20 protein-coding genes, 1 tRNA gene and 1 pseudogene are annotated in these 18864 nt (G+C 63.4%); 11 read left to right on the top strand and 11 right to left on the bottom strand.

All coding sequences use genetic code 11. From position 1 onward, the window contains the following. Positions 1-906 carry a LysR family transcriptional regulator gene (locus KUV26_RS04785; protein WP_222502898.1) on the top strand — a complete coding sequence of 302 codons (906 nt, stop codon included), beginning with the start codon at positions 1-3 and terminating at the stop codon, positions 904-906. A gap of 82 nt (positions 907-988) precedes the next feature. Here the strand turns inward: KUV26_RS04785 and KUV26_RS04780 are convergent, their stop codons facing one another. Further along, complete coding sequence (locus tag KUV26_RS04780) at positions 989-2008, bottom strand: NADP-dependent oxidoreductase (protein WP_222507537.1); 1020 nt, start codon at positions 2006-2008, stop codon at positions 989-991. Between the two features lie 192 nt (positions 2009-2200). On the opposite strand from KUV26_RS04780, the gene KUV26_RS04775 reads away from it, so the two are divergent. Next, the gene (locus tag KUV26_RS04775; protein ID WP_019295568.1) at positions 2201-2986 is read left to right on the top strand and encodes an inositol monophosphatase family protein; all 786 of its coding nucleotides are present in this window, start codon (positions 2201-2203) and stop codon (positions 2984-2986) included. Between the two features lie 153 nt (positions 2987-3139). Here the strand turns inward: KUV26_RS04775 and KUV26_RS04770 are convergent, their stop codons facing one another. The 3 genes from KUV26_RS04770 to putA all read right to left on the bottom strand — a co-directional run bounded on the left by KUV26_RS04770 (position 3140) and on the right by putA (position 8079). Continuing rightward, positions 3140-3517, bottom strand: a complete 378-nt coding sequence (locus KUV26_RS04770; protein WP_222507536.1) for a GFA family protein — start codon at positions 3515-3517, stop codon at positions 3140-3142. Between the two features lie 324 nt (positions 3518-3841). Next, positions 3842-4612 (bottom strand): rhomboid family intramembrane serine protease, encoded by a 771-nt coding sequence (locus KUV26_RS04765; RefSeq protein ID WP_222507535.1) that lies wholly within the window; start codon positions 4610-4612, stop codon positions 3842-3844. A 53-nt stretch (positions 4613-4665) separates the two neighbouring features. Next, the gene (gene putA, locus KUV26_RS04760; RefSeq protein ID WP_222507534.1) at positions 4666-8079 is read right to left on the bottom strand and encodes a bifunctional proline dehydrogenase/L-glutamate gamma-semialdehyde dehydrogenase PutA; all 3414 of its coding nucleotides are present in this window, start codon (positions 8077-8079) and stop codon (positions 4666-4668) included. Between the two features lie 125 nt (positions 8080-8204). On the opposite strand from putA, the gene KUV26_RS04755 reads away from it, so the two are divergent. The 4 genes from KUV26_RS04755 (at position 8205) to KUV26_RS04740 (ending at position 10444) form a co-directional block, all read left to right on the top strand. Further along, on the top strand, positions 8205-8675 hold the full coding sequence (locus KUV26_RS04755) for an Lrp/AsnC family transcriptional regulator (RefSeq protein ID WP_222502905.1): 471 nt from the start codon (positions 8205-8207) through the stop codon (positions 8673-8675). A gap of 64 nt (positions 8676-8739) precedes the next feature. Next, the gene (locus KUV26_RS04750; RefSeq protein WP_261399749.1) at positions 8740-9339 is read left to right on the top strand and encodes a tetratricopeptide repeat protein; all 600 of its coding nucleotides are present in this window, start codon (positions 8740-8742) and stop codon (positions 9337-9339) included. Positions 9340-9447: 108 nt separating this feature from the next. Beyond that, positions 9448-9533, top strand: a tRNA-Leu gene (locus KUV26_RS04745). Positions 9534-9550: 17 nt separating this feature from the next. Further along, entirely contained in the window at positions 9551-10444 is an 894-nt protein-coding gene (locus KUV26_RS04740) for a helix-turn-helix domain-containing protein (protein WP_261399748.1), read from the top strand. On the opposite strand, the gene KUV26_RS04735 is transcribed toward KUV26_RS04740, so the two are convergent. The 6 genes from KUV26_RS04735 to KUV26_RS04710 form a co-directional block, all read right to left on the bottom strand. After that, positions 10421-11107, bottom strand: a complete 687-nt coding sequence (locus KUV26_RS04735; RefSeq protein WP_222507533.1) for a hypothetical protein — start codon at positions 11105-11107, stop codon at positions 10421-10423. The two genes, KUV26_RS04740 and KUV26_RS04735, sit on opposite strands and share 24 nt — an antisense overlap. 236 nt (positions 11108-11343) lie before the next feature. After that, positions 11344-11808 (bottom strand): preQ(1) synthase, encoded by a 465-nt coding sequence (gene queF / locus KUV26_RS04730; protein WP_174146635.1) that lies wholly within the window; start codon positions 11806-11808, stop codon positions 11344-11346. A 17-nt stretch (positions 11809-11825) separates the two neighbouring features. Next, positions 11826-12533 (bottom strand): 7-carboxy-7-deazaguanine synthase QueE, encoded by a 708-nt coding sequence (gene queE / locus KUV26_RS04725; protein WP_222507532.1) that lies wholly within the window; start codon positions 12531-12533, stop codon positions 11826-11828. Then, positions 12530-12883: a 6-carboxytetrahydropterin synthase QueD gene (queD, locus tag KUV26_RS04720; RefSeq protein ID WP_222502908.1), complete on the bottom strand. Its 354-nt coding sequence runs from the start codon at positions 12881-12883 to the stop codon at positions 12530-12532. The genes queE and queD overlap by 4 nt, the downstream gene beginning before the upstream one ends. After that, positions 12883-13584 carry a 7-cyano-7-deazaguanine synthase QueC gene (queC, locus tag KUV26_RS04715; protein ID WP_222502909.1) on the bottom strand — a complete coding sequence of 234 codons (702 nt, stop codon included), beginning with the start codon at positions 13582-13584 and terminating at the stop codon, positions 12883-12885. Before queC ends, queD begins: the two co-directional genes overlap by 1 nt. A gap of 153 nt (positions 13585-13737) precedes the next feature. Next, a complete protein-coding gene (locus KUV26_RS04710) occupies positions 13738-14628 on the bottom strand; it encodes a LysR family transcriptional regulator (protein ID WP_222507531.1) in 891 nt (296 codons plus the stop codon). 112 nt (positions 14629-14740) lie between these two features. Here KUV26_RS04710 and KUV26_RS04705 point away from each other — a divergent pair, with 112 nt between their 5' ends. The 4 genes and pseudogenes from KUV26_RS04705 to KUV26_RS23540 form a co-directional block, all read left to right on the top strand. Beyond that, complete coding sequence (locus KUV26_RS04705; protein WP_222502911.1) at positions 14741-15499, top strand: class II aldolase and adducin N-terminal domain-containing protein; 759 nt, start codon at positions 14741-14743, stop codon at positions 15497-15499. Positions 15500-15603: 104 nt separating this feature from the next. Further along, complete coding sequence (locus KUV26_RS04700; RefSeq protein ID WP_222507530.1) at positions 15604-16632, top strand: fatty acid desaturase; 1029 nt, start codon at positions 15604-15606, stop codon at positions 16630-16632. 34 nt (positions 16633-16666) lie between these two features. Beyond that, positions 16667-16978: a non-heme iron oxygenase ferredoxin subunit gene (locus KUV26_RS04695; RefSeq protein ID WP_222507529.1), complete on the top strand. Its 312-nt coding sequence runs from the start codon at positions 16667-16669 to the stop codon at positions 16976-16978. Between the two features lie 149 nt (positions 16979-17127). Then, positions 17128-17313, top strand: a pseudogene (locus KUV26_RS23540) (hypothetical protein); the annotation flags it as partial. A gap of 9 nt (positions 17314-17322) precedes the next feature. Here KUV26_RS23540 and KUV26_RS04690 read toward each other — a convergent pair. Continuing rightward, positions 17323-18123: an alpha/beta fold hydrolase gene (locus KUV26_RS04690; protein WP_222507528.1), complete on the bottom strand. Its 801-nt coding sequence runs from the start codon at positions 18121-18123 to the stop codon at positions 17323-17325. 61 nt (positions 18124-18184) lie between these two features. Between KUV26_RS04690 and KUV26_RS04685 the strand changes: the two genes are divergently transcribed. Continuing rightward, on the top strand, positions 18185-18550 hold the full coding sequence (locus KUV26_RS04685) for a hypothetical protein (RefSeq protein ID WP_222507527.1): 366 nt from the start codon (positions 18185-18187) through the stop codon (positions 18548-18550). Positions 18551-18864 lie beyond the last annotated feature (314 nt).

Below are 18864 nucleotides of genomic sequence, written 5' to 3'. Positions count from 1 at the left end.
ATGCATATCGAATTCCGCCATCTCCGCACCATCAAGGCCATCCATGAGGCCGGCGGTCTGGCCCGGGCTGCCGATCAGCTTAACATCACCCAAAGCGCGCTGAGCCATCAGGTGAAGGGGCTGGAGGATCAGGCCGGCGTGGAGCTGTTCATCCGCCGGTCCAAGCCGATGAAGCTGTCGCCGGCGGGCCTTCGGCTGCTGCGGCTGGCAGAGCAGGTATTGCCGCAAGTGGAGGCGGCGCAAGCGGAATTCTCGTCCCTGCGCGACGGCAATACCGGCAGGATGCATATCGCCATCGAATGCCACGCCTGTTTCGAGTGGCTGTTCCCGGTGCTGGAGGGCTTCCGCCGGAACTGGGGCGATGTGGATGTGGATATCCGCCCCGGCCTGGCCTTCGATGCACTGCCGGCTTTGCTGAAGGAAGAAGTGGATCTGGTGGTTTCTTCCGACCCGGAGGATATCAACGGCGTCGAGTTCATCGAGCTGTTCGATTACAATGCCGTCTTTGTCGCCTCGGCGCAGCATCCGCTGGCGGAGAAGCCTTATGTGGAAGCCGAGGATTTCATCGGCCAAAACCTCATTACCTACCCGGTGGAAAGGAGCCGGCTGGATGTATTCAGCCAGCTGCTGATTCCGGCGGGCGTGGAGCCTGCCTCAATCCGGCAGGTGGAGCTGACCGCCGTGATCCTGCTGCTGGTTGCCTCCAACCGCGGTGTGTCAGTGCTGCCGGACTGGGTGGTGCGGGAGGTGAAGTACTCTTCGGACTATGTGACCCGGCCGCTGACCAGGTCCGGAATCACCCGCAGGCTTTATGCGGCGATCCGGGCGGAAGATCTTGAGAAGCCGTACATGCAGGAATTGATCCGCCTGGCTAAGGTCGAAGCCCGCAAGCTGCAGCACGTGTGACAGGCGCGGAACGGCCCGCGCCGTTCCGGCGCCAGTGCCCGCTCCGCGCGGTTGCGTGATCCGGCGGGTGCCGGAGTGCGGCTCAGACCAGTTTGACGATCTGCTTGCCGGTATTGCCGCCCTGCATCATCGACAGGAAGGTCTTGGGGGCATTTTCCAGCCCTTCGGCGATGTCCTCGAGATACTTGATGTCGCCGCTGGCAATCTTTGGCGCGACGTCCTGCAGGAAGGCCGGGTAGCGGTCGTAATGGTTAAAGATGATGAAGCCATTGACCGACAGGAACCTGGTCAGCACCGACCGCCAGATCGCCGGGGCGGTCAGCCCGGTTTCGGCGCTGTTGTACCAGGCGATCATGCCGCAGACCGGGATGCGGCCAAAGTTGTTCATCAGCGGCAGCACCGCTTCCAGCACTTTGCCGCCGACGTTCTCGTAATAAATGTCGATGCCGTCCGGGCAGGCGGCCGCCAGCGCTGCGCTGAGAGCCTCCGCCGAGTTCAGGGCGCGATGATCGAGGCAGGCGTCAAAGCCGAAGGTGTCAACTGCCAGCTTGCACTTGTCCGCACCGCCCGCGATGCCGACAACGCGCAGGCCTTTCTGTTTTGCCAGCTGCCCCACCAAGGAGCCGACCGGGCCGGTCGCCGCGGCAACCACCAGGGTTTCGCCCGCTTGCGGGCGGCCATAGGCGTCCAAGCCATGCCAGGCGGTAAACCCCGGCATGCCAAGAACGCCAAGCGCGGTGGTGAGCGGCGCCATCTCCGGGTCCAGTTTGCGGATTTCAGAGGCCTGCGCACAAGCGTGGCTGGCCCAGCCGAACATGCCAAGGGCAAAGTCGCCGGGCTGGTAATCCGGGCTGTTGGAGGCAATCACTTCGCCCACGCCGCCCGCGGTCATCGTCTCGCCGATTTCCACCGGAGGAGCGTAGGATTTGCCTGCGTTCATGCGCCCGCGCATATAGGGGTCCAGCGACATATAGTGCACCTTTACAAGCACTTCCCCTGCGCCGGGCCGGGGCAGGTCCACGGTTTCAAGGCGAAAGTTCTCTTCGCTGGCCTGGGCTTCGGGGCGGCTGGCCAGGACGACACGCTGCATCTGGTCGGGCATGGGGCATTCCTTGTTCTGTTTGCAGCAAAGTCTGGGGGGCGTTCGGGCGGATTTCAACCGCCCGGATGCCTGGCGCCGCGGCGTCAGCACAGAAATGCTGTTTCCGGCATAACCCCTTGGCATTCTGGGGCAGGGCGCGTATAGGCACGCATTGACCCCGGCATCTCCCCGACGTGACAGGATTCTGCAGATATGATTGGCAGCGCAAACCTCAATGTGATGATCAAGGCCGCCCGCAAGGCAGGCCGTTCCCTGGTGAAGGACTTCCGCGAGGTGGAAAACCTGCAGGTCTCGATGAAAGGCGCGGGCGACTTCGTTTCCAAAGCCGACATCGCCGCCGAAAAGATCATCAAGGAAGAGCTGCGCAACGCCCGCCCGACCTATGGCTGGATCGCCGAAGAAGGCGGTGAGATCGAAGGCGAAGACCCGACCCGCCGCTGGATCGTCGACCCGCTGGACGGCACCACCAACTTTCTGCACGGGCTGCCGCACTGGGCGATCTCCATCGCGCTGGAGCACAAGGGCAAGATCGTCGCGGGCGTGGTCTATGACGCCGCCAAGGACGAGATGTTCTTTGCCGAAAAGGGTGCGGGCGCCTGGATGAACGACACTCGTATCCGCGTCTCGGGCCGCCACCGGATGATTGAATCGATCTTTGCCACCGGCGTGCCGTTCGGCGGCCGGGCCGACCTGCCGCTGACGCTGCAGGATCTGGCGCGCCTGATGCCCGCCTGCGCCGGCGTGCGCCGCTGGGGCTCTGCTGCACTGGACATGGCTTATGTGGCCGCAGGCCGCTACGAGGGCTTCTGGGAACGCCGCCTGAACCCCTGGGACCTGGCGGCAGGCATCATCATCGTGAAGGAGGCCGGCGGCCTGGCCGAGGCGATCGACCCGGAAGCGGGCATCATCGACAGCGGGTCCGTGGTTTGCTCCAACGAGCCGATCTTCGAGAATTTTGCCAAGGTGATCCGCGGCTGAATCACCGCGGAGCTTTGAGTGTTGGAAACGCGGCCGCTGTGCCGCGTTTTTTGTTTCGCATGGCCGATAGGCGGGGCAGCGCCCGACCCTCCCTACGGGGAGGGCGCTATTGCACCCGCCCCGAGAATTGGGTGCTGCCCTCAGCGTGCAAAACTACTGATCCGATGGATGGTTCACCCCGTCGTTCCAGGGGATCTCGCCGTAGGTTTCCGGATGCGTCCGCGGGTTGGCGCCCTCGATGCAGCCCAGGTTGACTCCGCATTCCTTGGGGTCGGAGCGGCGCTGGTGGTGGGTGTAGATGCCGCAGGTCTTGCAGAAGTAATGTTTCGCCGTGTGAGAACCCCAGGTGTATAGGCTGAGGTTCTCTGCTCCTTTGAGCACCTTCAGGCTGGCGGCAATGGCGGTGACAGCCGCCGCCCCGCGGCGGCGGCAAAAGGAACAGTCGCAGCGCGCGGCAGAGGCGAGGCCCTCGGGGAACTCCGCCTCGATCTCAACGGCGCCGCAGTGGCAGGTGGCTTTCAAGTGGGGCATGGGACTCCAACCAATCTTTGGCTTTTCTGAGTTGTCTGCAGGACTTCCTGGTTCTACTGGCGTCGAGTTTTCCTAATTCCTTGAAAAACAATTTGAATCAAAACGATCGGAAATCCGTAATAAATGTAGAATAATACCGGTAGACGGTATCCGGAGTCAGGTGAGCTTAGGGGAACGTAATTTACCCCGTAAAAAAGTACTGCCCACAAGCTCGTCGCAAGTGGAAAATCGTTCTTAATCTCGGCCCAAAACCTACTGAGAAAAGGTTTTTGATGCCCCTCCTGGGCGGTATAGTTCTTCATTCATTGGCTTCCAGTTTTAACACTATTTCCCCCAAGGCCCCGGATTCCGCTTCTTCCTCGGCAGCTTCGGAATGCGGCTGGCAGAAATCTCATACTCGCTTTGCGGATGCGGCGGGGTGCCATGTGTCCGGTCCCAGAACGCCGGGCCGCCGCGGCGCAGCCACAGGGGCAGGCACAGGACCAGCCCCACCGCAAAACCGCCGGCATGGGCCCAATAGGCAACGCCGCCCTGGTTGGGGTCGGCGCCGAGGCCGCCGAAGAACTGCATTGCCAGCCAGACTCCCAGCATGACAAAGGCGGGGATGGTGAAGATGCGGAAATAGATGATCAGCACCAGCAGGATATCGACCCGCGCCTTGGGGAACATCAAGAGGTAGCCGCCCATCACACCGGCGATGGCGCCGGAGGCCCCGACGGTGGGCACCATCGACCCTGGCGCCGACAGAACATGGATCAGCCCGGCGCCGATGCCGCTGAGGAGGTAGAACAGGAAGAAGGGGAGGCGGCCCATCTCCTCCTCCAGATTGTCGCCGAAGATCCACAGGAACAGCATGTTGCCGCCCAGGTGCATCAGCCCGCCGTGAATGAACAGCGAGGTGAGCAGCGTTTCGTAGCCGTAGCCGTGGCTGATCTCGGCGGGAACCACCGCGTAAGAGTCATAGAAATAGGCAAGCGCGCGGGGCGAGGCGTAGCTGGCGGAATAGTAGATGTGGGCCAGGATATTCGCGGCAATCAGCGCATAGACGACATAGGGCCTCTGGCCGGACGGGTTGTGGTCGCGGATCGGAAACATGGGGGAACGCTGGGCCGGAAACGGCCCAGCGTCAAGTGCTTAGCACCGGGAGCTTAGGCCATGCCGCCGAGCAGCTGCGCGTTGCCGCCGGAGGCTGTGGTGTCGACGCAGACGTGGCGCTCGGCCAGCACGCGGGCGCGGTCGGGCTTGCCCGGGATCAGCGGCACGATTGCGCCGTCCCGTTTGGCCAGGCTCTGCTCGATCTCCCGCCCCGTCGCCTCGCCGCCCCACCACAGAACGCCGCCGATGCCCTGGATCGTTTCCAGCTGGCGCAGGTCCAGAAGGCCGTGCGCTTCAATCGCGGTGCCGCCGAGGCTGATCACCTCTCTGGCCTGCGCAGCGGCGGCCTCCGGCCCTGGTCCCATGCACAGGAGCGGCGGGCGCGCCGACACCGTCAGGCGGTTCGACTCGCCGGTCGGGCCGGGCAGGGAGGTCGTGACCGGACCGGAAGGCACGCCGCTGGGTGCCTTGAGTTCCGTGATGCTCGCCTCCCAGCTGCCGCTGCTGGACTGGCGGTCCGGCGCACAGAAGCGGCTGAGGTAGAACGGGCCGCCGGCCTTGGGGCCGGTGCCCGAAAGCCCTTCGCCGCCGAAGGGCTGGCTGCCGACTATGGCGCCGATCTGGTTGCGGTTCACATAGATGTTGCCCGCATGGACCCGGTCGCAGACATGCTGGACCCGGTCGTCGATGCGGGTGTGCAGTCCGAAGGTCAAACCGTAGCCGGTGGCGTTGATATCGGAAATCACCTTGTCCAGGTCCTGCGACTTGAACCGCGCAACATGAAGCACCGGCCCGAAGATTTCCTCCTCCAGCGCGCTGATGCCGGGGACTTCGATCATCGTGGGGGCGACGAAGGTGCCGCCCTGCGGGGCGCGCATTTCTTTCAGCACCCGGCCCTCGCTGCGGGCTTTATCGATATGGGCCAGGATGCCCGCGCGGGCGCCTTCATCGATCACCGGGCCGCTGTCGGTGGACAGGTGCCAGGGATCATCCAGATTCAGGCAGTCCATCGCGCCCTTCAGCATCTTCAGCACGTTGTCTGCAATATCGTCCTGCAGATACAGGCAGCGCAGCGCCGAGCAGCGCTGGCCGGCCGACTGGAAGGCGCTTTCGATCACTGCCTGCACGGCCTGTTCCGGCAGCGCTGTGGAATCGACGATCATCGCGTTCAGCCCGCCGGTTTCCGCAATCAGAGGCGCGCCCGGCTGCAGGTTTTCGGCCATCGCCTTGCGGATACGCAGGGCGGTGGCGGTGGAGCCGGTGAAGGCAACGCCATTCACCCGCGGGTCGGAAGTGATGGCGGCACCAACCACGCTGCCGCGGCCCGGCACCAGCTGCATTGCGCTGCGCGGCACCCCGGCCTCATGCATCAGCTGCACGGCGCGATGGGCAATCAGCGGGGTCTGGTCGGCGGGTTTCGCCAGCACCGCGTTTCCTGCAGCCAATGCGGCCGAGACCTGGCCGGTGAATATCGCAAGCGGAAAGTTCCAGGGCGAAATGCAGGAGAAGATGCCTGCAGGCGGATCGCTGGGAATGCGTGCCGCATAGTAACGCAGGAAATCCACCGCCTCGCGCAGTTCGGCGACCGCATCCGGGATGGTTTTGCCGGCCTCGCGGGCGAGGATGGCAAACAGCTCGCCGAAGTTTTCCTCGTAAAGATCAGCGGCCTTGTTCAGGATCGCGGCGCGTTCCGCTGCGGAGGCGTCCCAGGGATCGGCCAGCGCCAGCGCCAGCTCGATATCCTCGGGGCTGCACTGGCTGACGGTGCCAACCACGCTCTGATCGGTGGGGCTGGTCACGTCCTTTGCAGCTTCCGGCTGGGCGTCGCCGGCCAGCAACGGTGCGGCCTGCCACTGGTGACCGCGCCAGGGCGCCCGGGCTTCTTCAATCCTTGCCAGGGTCGGCGCGTGGCCCAGATCGAACCCTTTGGAATTCGGGCGCTCCGGCGCGTACAGCTCCGGCCCGGTCGGGATCTTGCGGGTCACATCCGCAACGGCAGCAAACGGGTCCGCGGCCACCACCTCCGGCGGCACGTTTTCGTCTACGATCTGGTTCACGAAGGAGGAATTGGCGCCGTTTTCCAGCAGGCGGCGCACCAGGTAGGCCAGCAGGTCGCGGTGGGCGCCGACGGGCGCGTAGATCCGGCAGTTGGTCTTGTTCTGCTCCAGCACCATCTGATGCAGTGTTTCGCCCATGCCATGCAGGCGCTGGAACTCATACGCGGCTTTGTCCTTGCCCTCGGCCATATGCAGGATGGCGGCAACCGTGTGCGCGTTGTGGGTGGCGAACTGCGGATAGATCCGGTCCGTCATGCCCAGCAGCTTGCGGGCGTTGGAGATGTAAGACACATCGGTCAGCGGCTTGGAGGTGTAGACCGGGAAGCCATCCACGCCCTCGACCTGCGCGCGTTTGATCTCTGTGTCCCAATAGGCGCCCTTCACCAGCCGCACCATGAAGCGGCGGTCGTATTTCTCGGCCATTTCGTGCAGCGCATCAATCGCCAGCCCGGTGCGCGGTCCGTAGGCCTGCACCACCACGCCGAAACCATCCCAGCCCGCCAGTGCCGGGTCGGAGACCACGGCCTCGATCACCTCAAGCGACAGCGACAAACGGTCGGCCTCCTCGGCATCGACGTTCAGGCCCATCTTCGCGGCCTTGGCGAGCAGCGCCAGCGCCTTCAGGCGCGGCACCAGCGATTCCATCACGCTGTGCTCATGAGCCAGCTCATAGCGCGGATGCAGCGCCGACAGTTTCACCGAAATGCCGGGGTTCTTGCGGATGTCGTCGCTGTGGCAGGCGGCGGCAATTGCAGAGATCGCCTTGGAGTAGGCAAGGTGGTAACGCGATGCGTCGGCCTCGGTGCGGGCAGCCTCGCCCAGCATGTCGTAGGAATAGGTGTAACCCTTGGCCTCCATCCCGGCGGCGCGGTTCATCGCGCTTTCGATGGTTTCGCCGAGCACGAACTGGCGGCCCATTTCCTTCATCGCGCGGCTGACGGCGGTGCGGATCACCGGCTCGCCCAGGCGTTTGATGGCGCCGCGCAGGGCGCCGATCGGGCTGCGTTCCTCATCCAGCACCTTGCCGGTCAGCATCAGCGCCCAGGTGGAGGCGTTGACCAGCGAGGAGGTGGATTTGCCCAGATGCTTCCCCCAGTCGGAGGGCGCGATCTTGTCTTCGATCAGCGCGTCAATGGTATCGGCATCCGGCACCCGCAAGAGCGCCTCGGCCAGGCACATCAGCGCGACGCCCTCGTCGGTGGACAACCCGTATTCGGCCAGGAACACCTCCATCAGCCCCGGTGCCGAATGGCCCCGGATATCACGCACCAGCGCAGCGGCGTTGGCGCAGATTTTTTCGCGGTCTGCGTCGGTGAGGGCGGCTTGGGCCACCAGCTGGTCGCGCATCGCGGTTTGATCGGCATAGGTGCCGGCGTCAATCCGGTAGCGCAGCTTGGTTTGAGCGGTCATGCAGGGAACTCCACAAAATGCGTGCAGGGCTTTTGTGGAGAATACACCCTTTCAGAAAGGACAATCGCCTGAAGATGTGATATATACAGGTCAAATGAGTGAAAAAATAACTCAGGAAGGTCCAAATGAACTCCATTGATCTCGACCGCTTCGACCGGGCGATTCTGAATGCGCTGAGCGTGGACGGCCGCATCTCGATTGCCGACCTCGCGCGGCGGATCGGTCTGTCGAAAACCCCGACCCAGACCCGGCTCAAGCGGCTCGAGGCGGAAGGGGTCATCACAGGCTACCGCGCCCTGGTGGATCCGATCCGGCTGGGGCTGGACCATGTCGCCTTTGTCGAGGTGAAGCTGGACGACACCCGCGAGGCGGCGTTGGCCAAGTTCAATGCCGCCGTGGCGCGGCTGCCGGAGATTGAGCAGGCGCATATGATGGCCTCGCATTTCGACTACCTGCTGAAGGTGCGCACCCGCTCGATGACCGATTACCGGGCGGTGCTGGGGGAGAAGATCTCCTCGCTGCCGCATGTCGCCTCCACCTCTACCTACGTGGCGATGCAGGCGGTCAAGGAAGACGGCGCACTGGGTCCGCTTTAAGAGGGGCACGGGCGGCGCACGCCCAGTTGACTTGATTGAAACCGGAATTGTGCGAGCATGGGGCATGTTGTTTGCCTTTCTTCGCGCCCCGTTTCCCGCCGCCGCCTGTGCTGCGGTTCTCGCCGCCGCTTCTTTCCCGGTGCAGGCGTCGGACTGCCCAGACGCCCCCGACCACAGCACACCTTTGGAGGCGCTGCTAACCGAAGTGCAGGAAGCCGAAACCGAAGCCCAGGCGCGGGAAATCGCCAACCGCATGTGGGAATACTGGGCCGATGCCCCCAATGCGCAGGCGCAGGCTATTCTCGACCGCGGCATGACCAAGCGCTCCGCCTTCGATTTCCTCGGCGCGATACAGGACTTCGATCAGCTGATCGCCTACTGCCCGGACTATGCCGAGGGCTACAACCAGCGCGCATTTGTGCACTACCTGCGCCGTGATTTTTCATCTGCCCTGACCGATCTGGACCGCGCTTTGGAACTGTCGCCCCGCCATATCGCCGCGATGAGCGGTCGGGCGCTGTCGCTTTACGGCCTGTCCCGGCTGGAGGAAGCGCGCTCCGCGCTGGCAGAGGCGCTGGCGCTGAACCCATGGCTGCCGGAGCGCTATCTGGCGGAGCCCGGCGGGCCCCTGGCGCCGCCCGGCGGCGGCGATATGAAGTTGTAGCGCAGCCTGCGCTGCGGGAAAATTTTGCCATTCTGACCGAAAACGGATTGTCCGCCTGAAATCAGGAGGCTAGACCTGCGGCCAGGGCGCCTTGTGCCGGCGCCGTGTGCGGACGTGGTGGAATGGTAGACACCGGAGACTTAAAATCTCCTGGCCGTATGGCCGTGCGGGTTCGAGTCCCGCCGTCCGCACCAGATCCTGAATTCTGCTGATGGAGGCTGCCACAGCGGCCATTTGTTTACCCTTGGTAAAAGCCAGTGCCTCATACTGGCAGTCCTATGGGATAGCAACCTGGCCCGTCTCACAGGGTCTGCGTTGCTGTGATAGTGGTTTTGTGCAAGATGTTTCGCAAAATGTGAAAGATCCTGCAAATATGGCGCTAATTCACGAAAAAATTTCAGCTCTTCTCGCTGACAAGAATCTGTCCAACCGGCAGGCCGCACTGAGGTGCGGCATTCCCTATGGGACGTTCAACAGTGCCTTGAAACATGAGCGGGAAATCGGCTGGAGCATGCTGGATGCTTTGGCGCGCGGGCTTGGCGTCTCCTTCCATTACTTCTCTTCGGATACTGCGGAACTGGAGCTGCTGCCGAAACTCCACGACGATCTGGCGGAACGCAAGGCGTTTGAGATACTCGATGCCCGGTTGCAGGCTGCGGCTCGGACCCGGCAGTACAGCGGCTGCGATGTTTCGCTGCAGGACTTCCTGGACTGGTGGTTTGCAAACAGCGGCAGGCTGGAAGGGTTTGACCGTTTGCAGCACGCGGTCGACATATTCGACCCGCCGGATCAGGAGCAAAACCGCATCCAACCGATCCGGTCCGGCCCGGCCAGCCTGGCGTCGATTTGCTTTGAAATTTCAGACAGTGACCAGCTGCGGAGCACGCTGAACGGGTTCAGTGCCAAGCTGAACGCCGATCTGGTGATGGCGCACAGCGAGGCGATCAGCCGGGGCGAGCCGGTGATCACGCATCCGTCCATCGACGTGAAGCTGCTGAACGGACGCCGCTTCACCCGCCAGTACCGGCGGGTGCTGGCCCCGGTCTATCTGCCTGACGGCAAGCTGCTGGTGGTCAATTTTTCACAGGACATCAAATTTGGCTAGATCGCTTTGCAGCATGTGCTCCATCTCCAGCCTGGGAGCGCCGACAAACCATTCCGTGCTGCTGCGCACCTCCGGTTCCGGGGCGCGCCATTTCTGGGCCCGCGGGATTGCCCGTGTGAAGCCGTAGACAAGGTCCAGGCGGGCCTGCATGTGGCGGTCCGGAATGAAGGCATAGATCCAGTCTACGTCCCACTTCTGGATCGCAAGGATCTGGAAGATCCGCATGAAGGGTTCCAGACGCTCGGCCCGCCTGCCGCGATGGCCGGGAAGGAAGGTCAGCTCGCCGATGTATGCCAGCCGGCCGCGCACTTCGCGGGCCAAAGGTTCCGCAACGCTTTCCACCCCGCCGCCCTTGTTGTTGGGGAACTGATGGCGGGACGTGCGCATCAGGTAATCCGCCAATGTTTCGCGGCCAAGGTCCTGCAGCATGGAGGCAGCGCCGCCGATATAGGTTCCGCCCTCCCGCAGGAACAGCCAGAAGGCTGAGTTCTGAGTATGGTCGGCGCGCTCAATGGCAAAGCCGGGCATTTGAAACGGCCGCCCGGTTGCGGCGGCCGTTTCGGGAATTCTTTCAAAGTCCGTGAACATTTCGACCTGCAGGCCTGCCTGCGAAAGCGCGTGCAGGTAGACCGAAAGCGCCTTCCCCAAATCAAGTGCGTTCATTAAGCCCCCCGTCTCAAATAATTCATTCCGGGATATTCCGGTTTGTCCGCTGACACCGCCATGGCGCGCAGATTGAATAAAATCCTAACCACCTTTGCGGTAAATTGCTTTCTTCTCTGTGCAAGCGCGGCATCGCAAAGTGCCGCAGGCCGCCCGCGGTAGGGGTTGTTTTGAAAAGAAAAAGCCCGGCAGACATGCTGCCGGGCCTGGTCGTGTCAGAGTGGCTTAGGGTTGTGTCAGCCGCGGCCGCGGTAGGGCGGCACGCCCTGGTCCGGGATCCAGACGCCCTCCGGCATCGGGCCGGTCTGCCAGAACACGTCGATCGGGATGCCGCCGCGCGGGTACCAGTAGCCGCCGATGCGCAGCCATTTGGGCTCCAGGAAATCCGCCAGGCGGCGGGCGATGGAGACGGTGCAGTCCTCGTGGAAGGCGCCGTGGTTCCGGAAGGAGGTGAGGAACAGCTTCAGCGATTTGCTTTCCACCAGCCACTCGCCCGGCACATAGTCGATCACCAGATGGGCAAAGTCCGGCTGGCCGGTCATCGGGCAGAGCGAGGTGAATTCCGGCGCGGTGAAACGCACGTTGTAGGCAACGTCGGACTGCGGGTTCTGCACCCGCTCCAGTTCCGCCTCTTCCGGGTTTTGCGGCACGATGGTGTCGCCGCCCAGCTGTTTCAGGTTGCTGTAGATGCTGTCGGACATGTCAGGGTTCCTTGTTGTCAGACGCCGCGCTTGTTGCCCCAGACCAGCACATGCAGCTGCGGCAGGACGCGGGGGGTGAACCAGCCGTCGCCGGTCACTTTTTCGATGAGCCACAGGAGGCGCTCGGTGGCCTGGTTCAGATCGACCGGCAGCTCCGGGTCGACCTCAGGGTTGCCGGGCTGCAGGTACAGCGGCAGCTCCGTGTGGCGTTCGGCAGCGGCCTTGGCCCAGGCGTAATCTTTGTCGTCGAAGATCACGATCTTCATCACCGCCTGGCCGCAGCCCTTGGCCGCTTCAAGGCATTGGTCAAAGGCCTTCCAGTCCACGGTTTCGCCGCTGGAGGGCGGCTTGGGGCTCAGCACCAGCGTGTCGAGATCCGCAAACCAGGGCTTGCTCACCGATCCTTGAGTCTCGCAGGCAAACCGGTAGCCCTCGGCCTTGCCATAGGCGATCACCGGGGCGAAGTCCTGGATCGCCGGGTTGCCGCCGGAAATCGACACCGTCAACGGCTTGCCGCCCGACAGGCGGCGCACCTCTGCCATAACTTCCTCTGGCGCCATCACCGCCCAGTTGTGCCGGTAGGCGCTGTCGACCGCATGCATGCTGTCGCACCAGGAGCAGCGGTAATCGCAGCCGCCGGCGCGCACAAACACCGTGGGCTCCCCGATCAGGGCGCCTTCGCCTTGGATCGTGGGGCCGAAGATTTCCGCAATGCGCAGGGTCATGGCCGGTACTCTGCCCAGGTCTTGGGCGTCTCCGAGACTTTCACAGCAGTCACTTCCGGCCAGCGCGCATGGCACCAGTCATAGAAGTGCCTGGCCATGTTCTCCGCCGTCGAATGACCCTCCAGCACGTCGTTCAGGTGCCGGTGGTCGAAGGTGCCGTCGATGTAATCCTTCAGCGGCTTCAGTTCGTGATAATCGCGCACGAACCCGTCGCTGTTCAGCTCCTTGGCTGCCAGTTCCACCACCACGATGTAGTTGTGGCCGTGCAGCCGGGCGCATTGGTGGTCGGATGGCAGATGAGTCAGCTGATGCGAGGCGGAGAAATGAAACTCCTTGGTGATCCGGAACATCAGGCGCCGTCCTTGCCTGCAATGGCGGCTTTCCAGAAGTCCGGGTCGGCATAGTCTGTCGGGTCTTCGACGCCTGCCAGGTGGAAGGCCTCGCGCCGCTCCACGCAGGTGCCGCAGCGGCCGCAGTGCTTCTCGCCGCCCTTGTAGCAGGACCAGGTCTCGGCAAAGGGGGTGTTGTGCCTGGCGCCCGCGGTGACGATGTCGCCCTTGGTGCGGTGCACAAACGGAGTGTAGAGCCGCACGTTGGCATAGCCGTCCAGCGCCGCCCGCTGCATCGCATCAAACGCCTCGGTAAAGGCCGGGCGGCAGTCCGGATAGATGAAGTGGTCGCCGCCATGCACCGCCGTTGCCACGGCCTCATCGCCGTTTGCAGCGGCAATGCCATAGGCGATGGTCAGCATGATCGCGTTCCGGTTCGGCACCACGGTGACCTTCATGGTCTCTTCCTCGTAGTGGCCGTCCGGCACGTCGATGTCATCGGTGAGCGCCGAGCCGGAAAGCGCGGCGCCGATGCCTCTCATGTCGATGATGTCATGCGGCACGCCCAGCCGTTTGGCAGCGGCGGCGGCATAGTCAAGTTCCTTCTTGTGGCGTTGGCCGTAATCGAAGGAGACAAGACGGGTCAGCTGATGCTCCTCAGCGACCATATGGGCAAGCGAAACGGAATCCAGCCCGCCCGAGCAGATAACGATAGTTTTCATTTTTGAACCCTTGTTTTGGTGACCGGGTAGGCTGCGACCGGTGCCGCGCGTTTAGCAGCATGGCGGGAATGGTGCAAGCTGCGGGCGTATTGCGAACATTTGGCAGGACTTGTTGGGGAAATTTGAAAGTGGCAATTAGCCGGGCCGGGCTTCCTAAACGGGAGGCAGTTCCCCCTTTAGCCACTCCAGAAACGCCCGCGACGCCGGGGTGCTGGCATGGCTGGGCGGCGGCATCAGAAAGTAGTTCTCCAGCAGTTCCGCCGAGTGCTGGCTGGCCCGCACCAGCTGGCCGCTTTTCAGCAGCCCGCCTGCGAGGGTGTCGTGCGACATGGAAATTCCAGCCCCGTTCACCGCCGCGGTCATGGCGATCACGTAGGTCGAGGCCAGATTGATCTCGTGATTGCGCTCGAACGGCAGCTCCCGCGACTTGAACCAAGCCCCCCAAGATCCCGTTACCCCAGCACAATCCAGCAGTGTTGCGGTGCTGAAGTCCACCGTGCCGCCCTGGTAGCCTGGTGCGCAGACAGGATAGAACCGGTCCCGGGTCAGCCGCACCGCTGCCGCCGACATATCATTCGGGCGGCCAAAGCGGATCTCGGTCCCGGCGGAACTGGCGTGGCGCTCCGGGTCCCAAATCGGCGTAACGATGTTCAGCACCAGCCAGGGGTACTTCTCGTACAGCCGGGGCAGGCGCGGTGATAGCCAGAACACTGAAAACGCCATGTTGCACTGGAGAACCAAATGCCGCCCCTGATCGCCGCCGGTAAAAGCCTGGGTGCCGGCGGCGATCAGGTCAAAGGCCTCGCGCACGATGGGAAGATAGTTCGCTCCGGCCTCCGACAGCTCCAGCGCGCGGGTTTTGCGGATGAACAGCTCCCGGCCCAGAAAGTTCTCCAGGCTGCGCACATGCTGGCTGATCGCTGATTGGGTCAGGTTCAGCTCGCCTGCCGCTCGGGTGCATGAAAGATGCCGGGCGCTGGCCTCAAAGGCGCGCAGCCAGGTGAGCGGGGGCAGGGAGGGCGAAGGGGAACCGGGCGAAGACATCGACGCATGACCTATGCATTAGTTTGCTTAATGCATAACGGCTGAATCAATCATTTGTCAGCTAAGAATGCAGCTGGCACTAATGGCGCAGCAACTTATGGGAGGCTTCAGAATGAACAAGCAAGCGGAACTCAGCCCGAACCTCACCCATTGGCAGGAACGGGTGGACATGGCCGCGGCCTTCCGCTGGACCGCGCGGCTCAACATGCATGAGGCCGTGGCCAATCATTTCAGCCTAGCCGTGAACGAGGATGGCAGCCAGTTCCTGATGAACCCGAATCAGGTGCATTTTGCCCGCGTCAAAGCCTCGGATCTCCTGTTCCTGGACGCCAACGACCCCAAGACGATGCAGCGCCCCGACGCGCCGGATCCGACCGCTTGGGGGCTGCATGGCTCGATCCACCGCCTGTGCCCGCATGCGCGCTGCGTGATGCATGTGCATTCGATTCATGCAACCGTGCTGGCCTGCCTCGCCGACAGCACCCTGCCGCCGATCGACCAGAACACCGCCACCTTCTACAACCGCTATGTGGTCGACGGCGAGTTCGGCGGACTGGCCTTTGAAAGCGAAGGCGAGCGCTGCGCCTCGATGCTGAGCGACCCGAAGGTCAAAGTGATGATCATGGGCAACCACGGCGTGCTGGTGATCGGCGACACAGTCGCGGACACTTTCAACCGCCTCTACTATTTCGAGCGTGCCGCAGAGACCTATATCCGGGCGCTGCAAACCGGCCAGAAGCTGCGGGTGCTGAGCGATGAGATCGCCGAGAAGACCGCGCAGGAGCTTGAGGACTATCCGGACCAGGCGGAGCGACACCTGGCGGAGCTGAAGGCGATCCTCGACGGCGAAGGCTCCAATTACGCCAGCTGAATAGGCTTTCAATCCAGGCAGTGACGCCACGGGCAGTTGATTCAGCTGCCGGCGGTTTGCTGCATCCAATCGTTACTTCACTTCAGCCATCCAGAAGGGTCCAGATGCCTGATTACGTCCCCACCAATGCTGCGTCCTCGGGTGTGAAGCTCGACAAGAAGACGCTGAAATCCATCGCCGCCCGCAGCGACAGGCCCGGGCTGATCTACCTGGCGCAATGGCTTGCTTTCCTGACCGCCACCGGCACCCTGGTGTGGGCCGCGCTCGGCACCATCTGGATGTGGCCCGCGATGCTGCTGCACGGCATCTTCCTGACCGTTCCGGCCTATTCCTTCAGCCATGAGACCGCGCACGGCACCGCCTTCCGCAGCCGCTGGCTGAACGAGACGGTGCTGTGGGTCACCTCGCTCCTCTACATGGAGGAGCCGCTGCACCGCCGCTACACCCACACCAACCACCACACCCACACCTGGTGGGTCGGCAGGGACAGCCAGATGCCGTTCGACACGCCGATGGGCTTTGGCGGCTGGCTGGCCGAAATCACCGGCTTTGCGCTCTTGCGCTTCCACATGCAGGTCTTCGTGCATCTGGCGGCGGGCCATTACACCGACACGATGAAGATGGTCACGCCCGAGGGCGAGTTCGCCAAGATGACCCGCAACGCGCGCATCATGCTGATGATCTATGCGCTGATCGCCGCAGCACCGTTCTTCGGCGTCTGGTGGCCGGTCTGGCTGATTGCCATCCCGCGGGTGCTGGGCGCGCCTGTCATGCTGCTGTTCACCCTGATCCAGCATGTGGAGCTGCAGGAAAACTCGCCCTCGATCCTGGAAAGCACCCGCTCGTTCCGCAGCAACTGGCTGGCTGAGTTCCTCTATTTGAAGATGAACAACCACGTTGAACACCATCTGTATCCGCAGGTGCCGTTCCACGCGCTGCCAAAACTGGCCGAGGCGGTGCAGGACCAGCTTCCCGAACCGGACCCGGGGTTCTTCAGGACCAACCTCGAGGTGCTGTCTGTGGTGCTGCGCCGCACTCTGGGCCGCCCGACCAAGGCCGCCACCATCCGGCAGGCGCCGCATATGATTACCGACGGTGGTCCGATGCAGCGCGTTGCGCAGCGGACCATGTAATTCCCGCCCGATCCCAAGACCAGGAGCCGCAAGAATGAGCCAATGGATTGACGCCTGCGCCACTGATGACATCGACGAGGAAGACCTGATTGCCTGGGAGCATGACGGAAAATCCTATGCGATCTATAACACCGAAAGGGGCTTCTTTGCCTCCGGCCTGATGTGCACGCATGAGGAGCAGAGCCTGGAGGACGGTCTGGTGATCGACTGCGTCATCGAATGCCCGCTGCACGGCGGCCGCTTCGACATCTGCACCGGCAAGGCGCTGTCGGCACCGGTGCATGAAGACCTCAAAACCTATCCGGTGAAGGTCGAGGGCGGCCGGGTTTTTGTGAATACCGGCTGACCGGCTCTTCCCGGATTAGTCTGCGGCCGGCGGCCCCCTTGGGGCCGTTTGATATTGGCGGGCTGCCATCTGATCCGGATCAAGGCAGCGATGGCCCGGTCCCCCTATGCCTGTATTCGAAGAGACCCGGCAGCTATAGGAGAAAGCCCATGTTGCGCCTTGCATCCATCCTGTATTCACTGATCGGCAGCAGCCTGGCAGGGGCCGGGGTGATTGCGGTGCTGGCCGCCGGGCTGGTCACCACCCAGGCCATCATCGGTGCCGCCGCAGCGGGCGCGGTGCTGGCCCTGCCGGTGGCCTGGCTGGTGGCGAAACAGCTCTATGCCCGCGGCGCCTGCCCCGGATCAGGCGTTCAGGAACACCCGCGCGGCGGCCTCGAATTCCCGCGGCTTCTCCGCGTGCAGCCAATGGCCCGCGCCGGGCAGTTTGGCAAAGCGGGCATTGGGGAACCGCGCGCGGATCTCCTCACGGTGCTCCGGCAGCACGTAATCCGACTCGGAGCCTGACAGGAACAGGGCAGGGCCCTCCCAGGCGGCGTCCGTCTGCGGAAACGACATGATGTTCGGCATTTGATCCGCCAGCGTGTCCAGGTTCAGCTTCCAGCGCTTGTTCGGCAGGTCCAGCGACTGGGTGAAGAAGCTCTGCAGCGCAGGCTCCACCCCGGCCTCGCCCAGTTTTGCGGCGGCCTCGGGGCGGCGCTCGATGGTCTCCAGGTCCAGCGACTTCATGGCGTGTATATACTGGATCTGGGTATGGCCGTAGGCGACCGGCGCGATGTCGGCAACCACTAGCTTTCTCACCGCCTCCGGATGGTTCAGCGCTAGCATCATCGCCGCCTTGCCGCCCATCGAATGGCCGATCACATCCATCCGGCCGCCATGGGCGCCGATCACTTCCTCCAGGTCCCCGGCCAGCTCCGGATAGGTATGGCTGTCCTCGCGCGGGCTGTCGCCGTGGTTGCGCATGTCCACCGCAACCACCTGCCGCTCATCCGACAGGCGCTTGGCGATGACGCCCCAGTTGCGGGCCGAGCCATAAAGCCCGTGGGCAATCAGAAGCGGGGTTTTTCCGGTGGCGGAGCCATGAGTGATCGTGTTCAGCATGCCGCCTTGATAGCGTCGCAGGCGGAGGCTTGCCACCCCCATTGAGGCAGCCGCAGGGGCAGGCTAGGGTGGCCTGGCACCGCAGCTAGGGGAGAGTGCCTGAATGGCCGCCAGTCTGGACCAGGACATCGAAGACATCCGTTCCCTCCTGAAAGAGCGCGAGCACGCGTCAGGCGATCTTGCCGCTGCCCTGAAGCATGTCCGCCGCCGCCTGCCGCGCAGGGTCTACAAGCAGGGCATGAGGCTTGCCGCCGCCCTGCCGCTCCTGGATCACCCGAAGCTGCGGCTGACGGTCGACGAGAAGCCGCTGCGCGGTGCTGCGCGGGAAGTGAAGGCGCATCTGGAACAGATCGATCTGGCGGACCGCCGCAAGGGATTCTGGCTGGGTGTCCTGGGCAGCATGGCGTTTTCCGTCCTTTGCGTGCTGATCCTGCTGGTGGTGGTTCTGCGCTGGCGCGGCCTGGTTTGAATTTCCGCTTCACAGCGCCGCCGCCGCAGAGGTTCTGACCCGCCTCACGGCCAGGGAGGCTTACCGCCGGGACCGGATGTCCGGAGTAAACAGAATTGGTGTGGTGCGGCTTGCTCTGCGGGCGCTCCCCTGATCGGGCCAAAAGAAAACCGCCGCGGCTGGGCTGCCGCGGCGGTTCGGTTTCTTCAATGCCGATACGGCTTACAGGTTGGGGTACAGCGGGAAGCGGGCGCAGAGGTCCGCAACCTTGGCGCGCACCGCGGCTTCCACGTCGGCGTTGCCTTCTTCACCGTTGGCCGCCAGCCCGTCGATCA

It is taken from the genome of Leisingera daeponensis, from assembly GCF_019801465.1.
GTDB lineage: Bacteria > Pseudomonadota > Alphaproteobacteria > Rhodobacterales > Rhodobacteraceae > Leisingera > Leisingera daeponensis_A.
The sequence above is the reverse complement of the archived record's forward strand: the minus strand, read 5'-3'. Positions and strand labels throughout refer to the sequence as shown.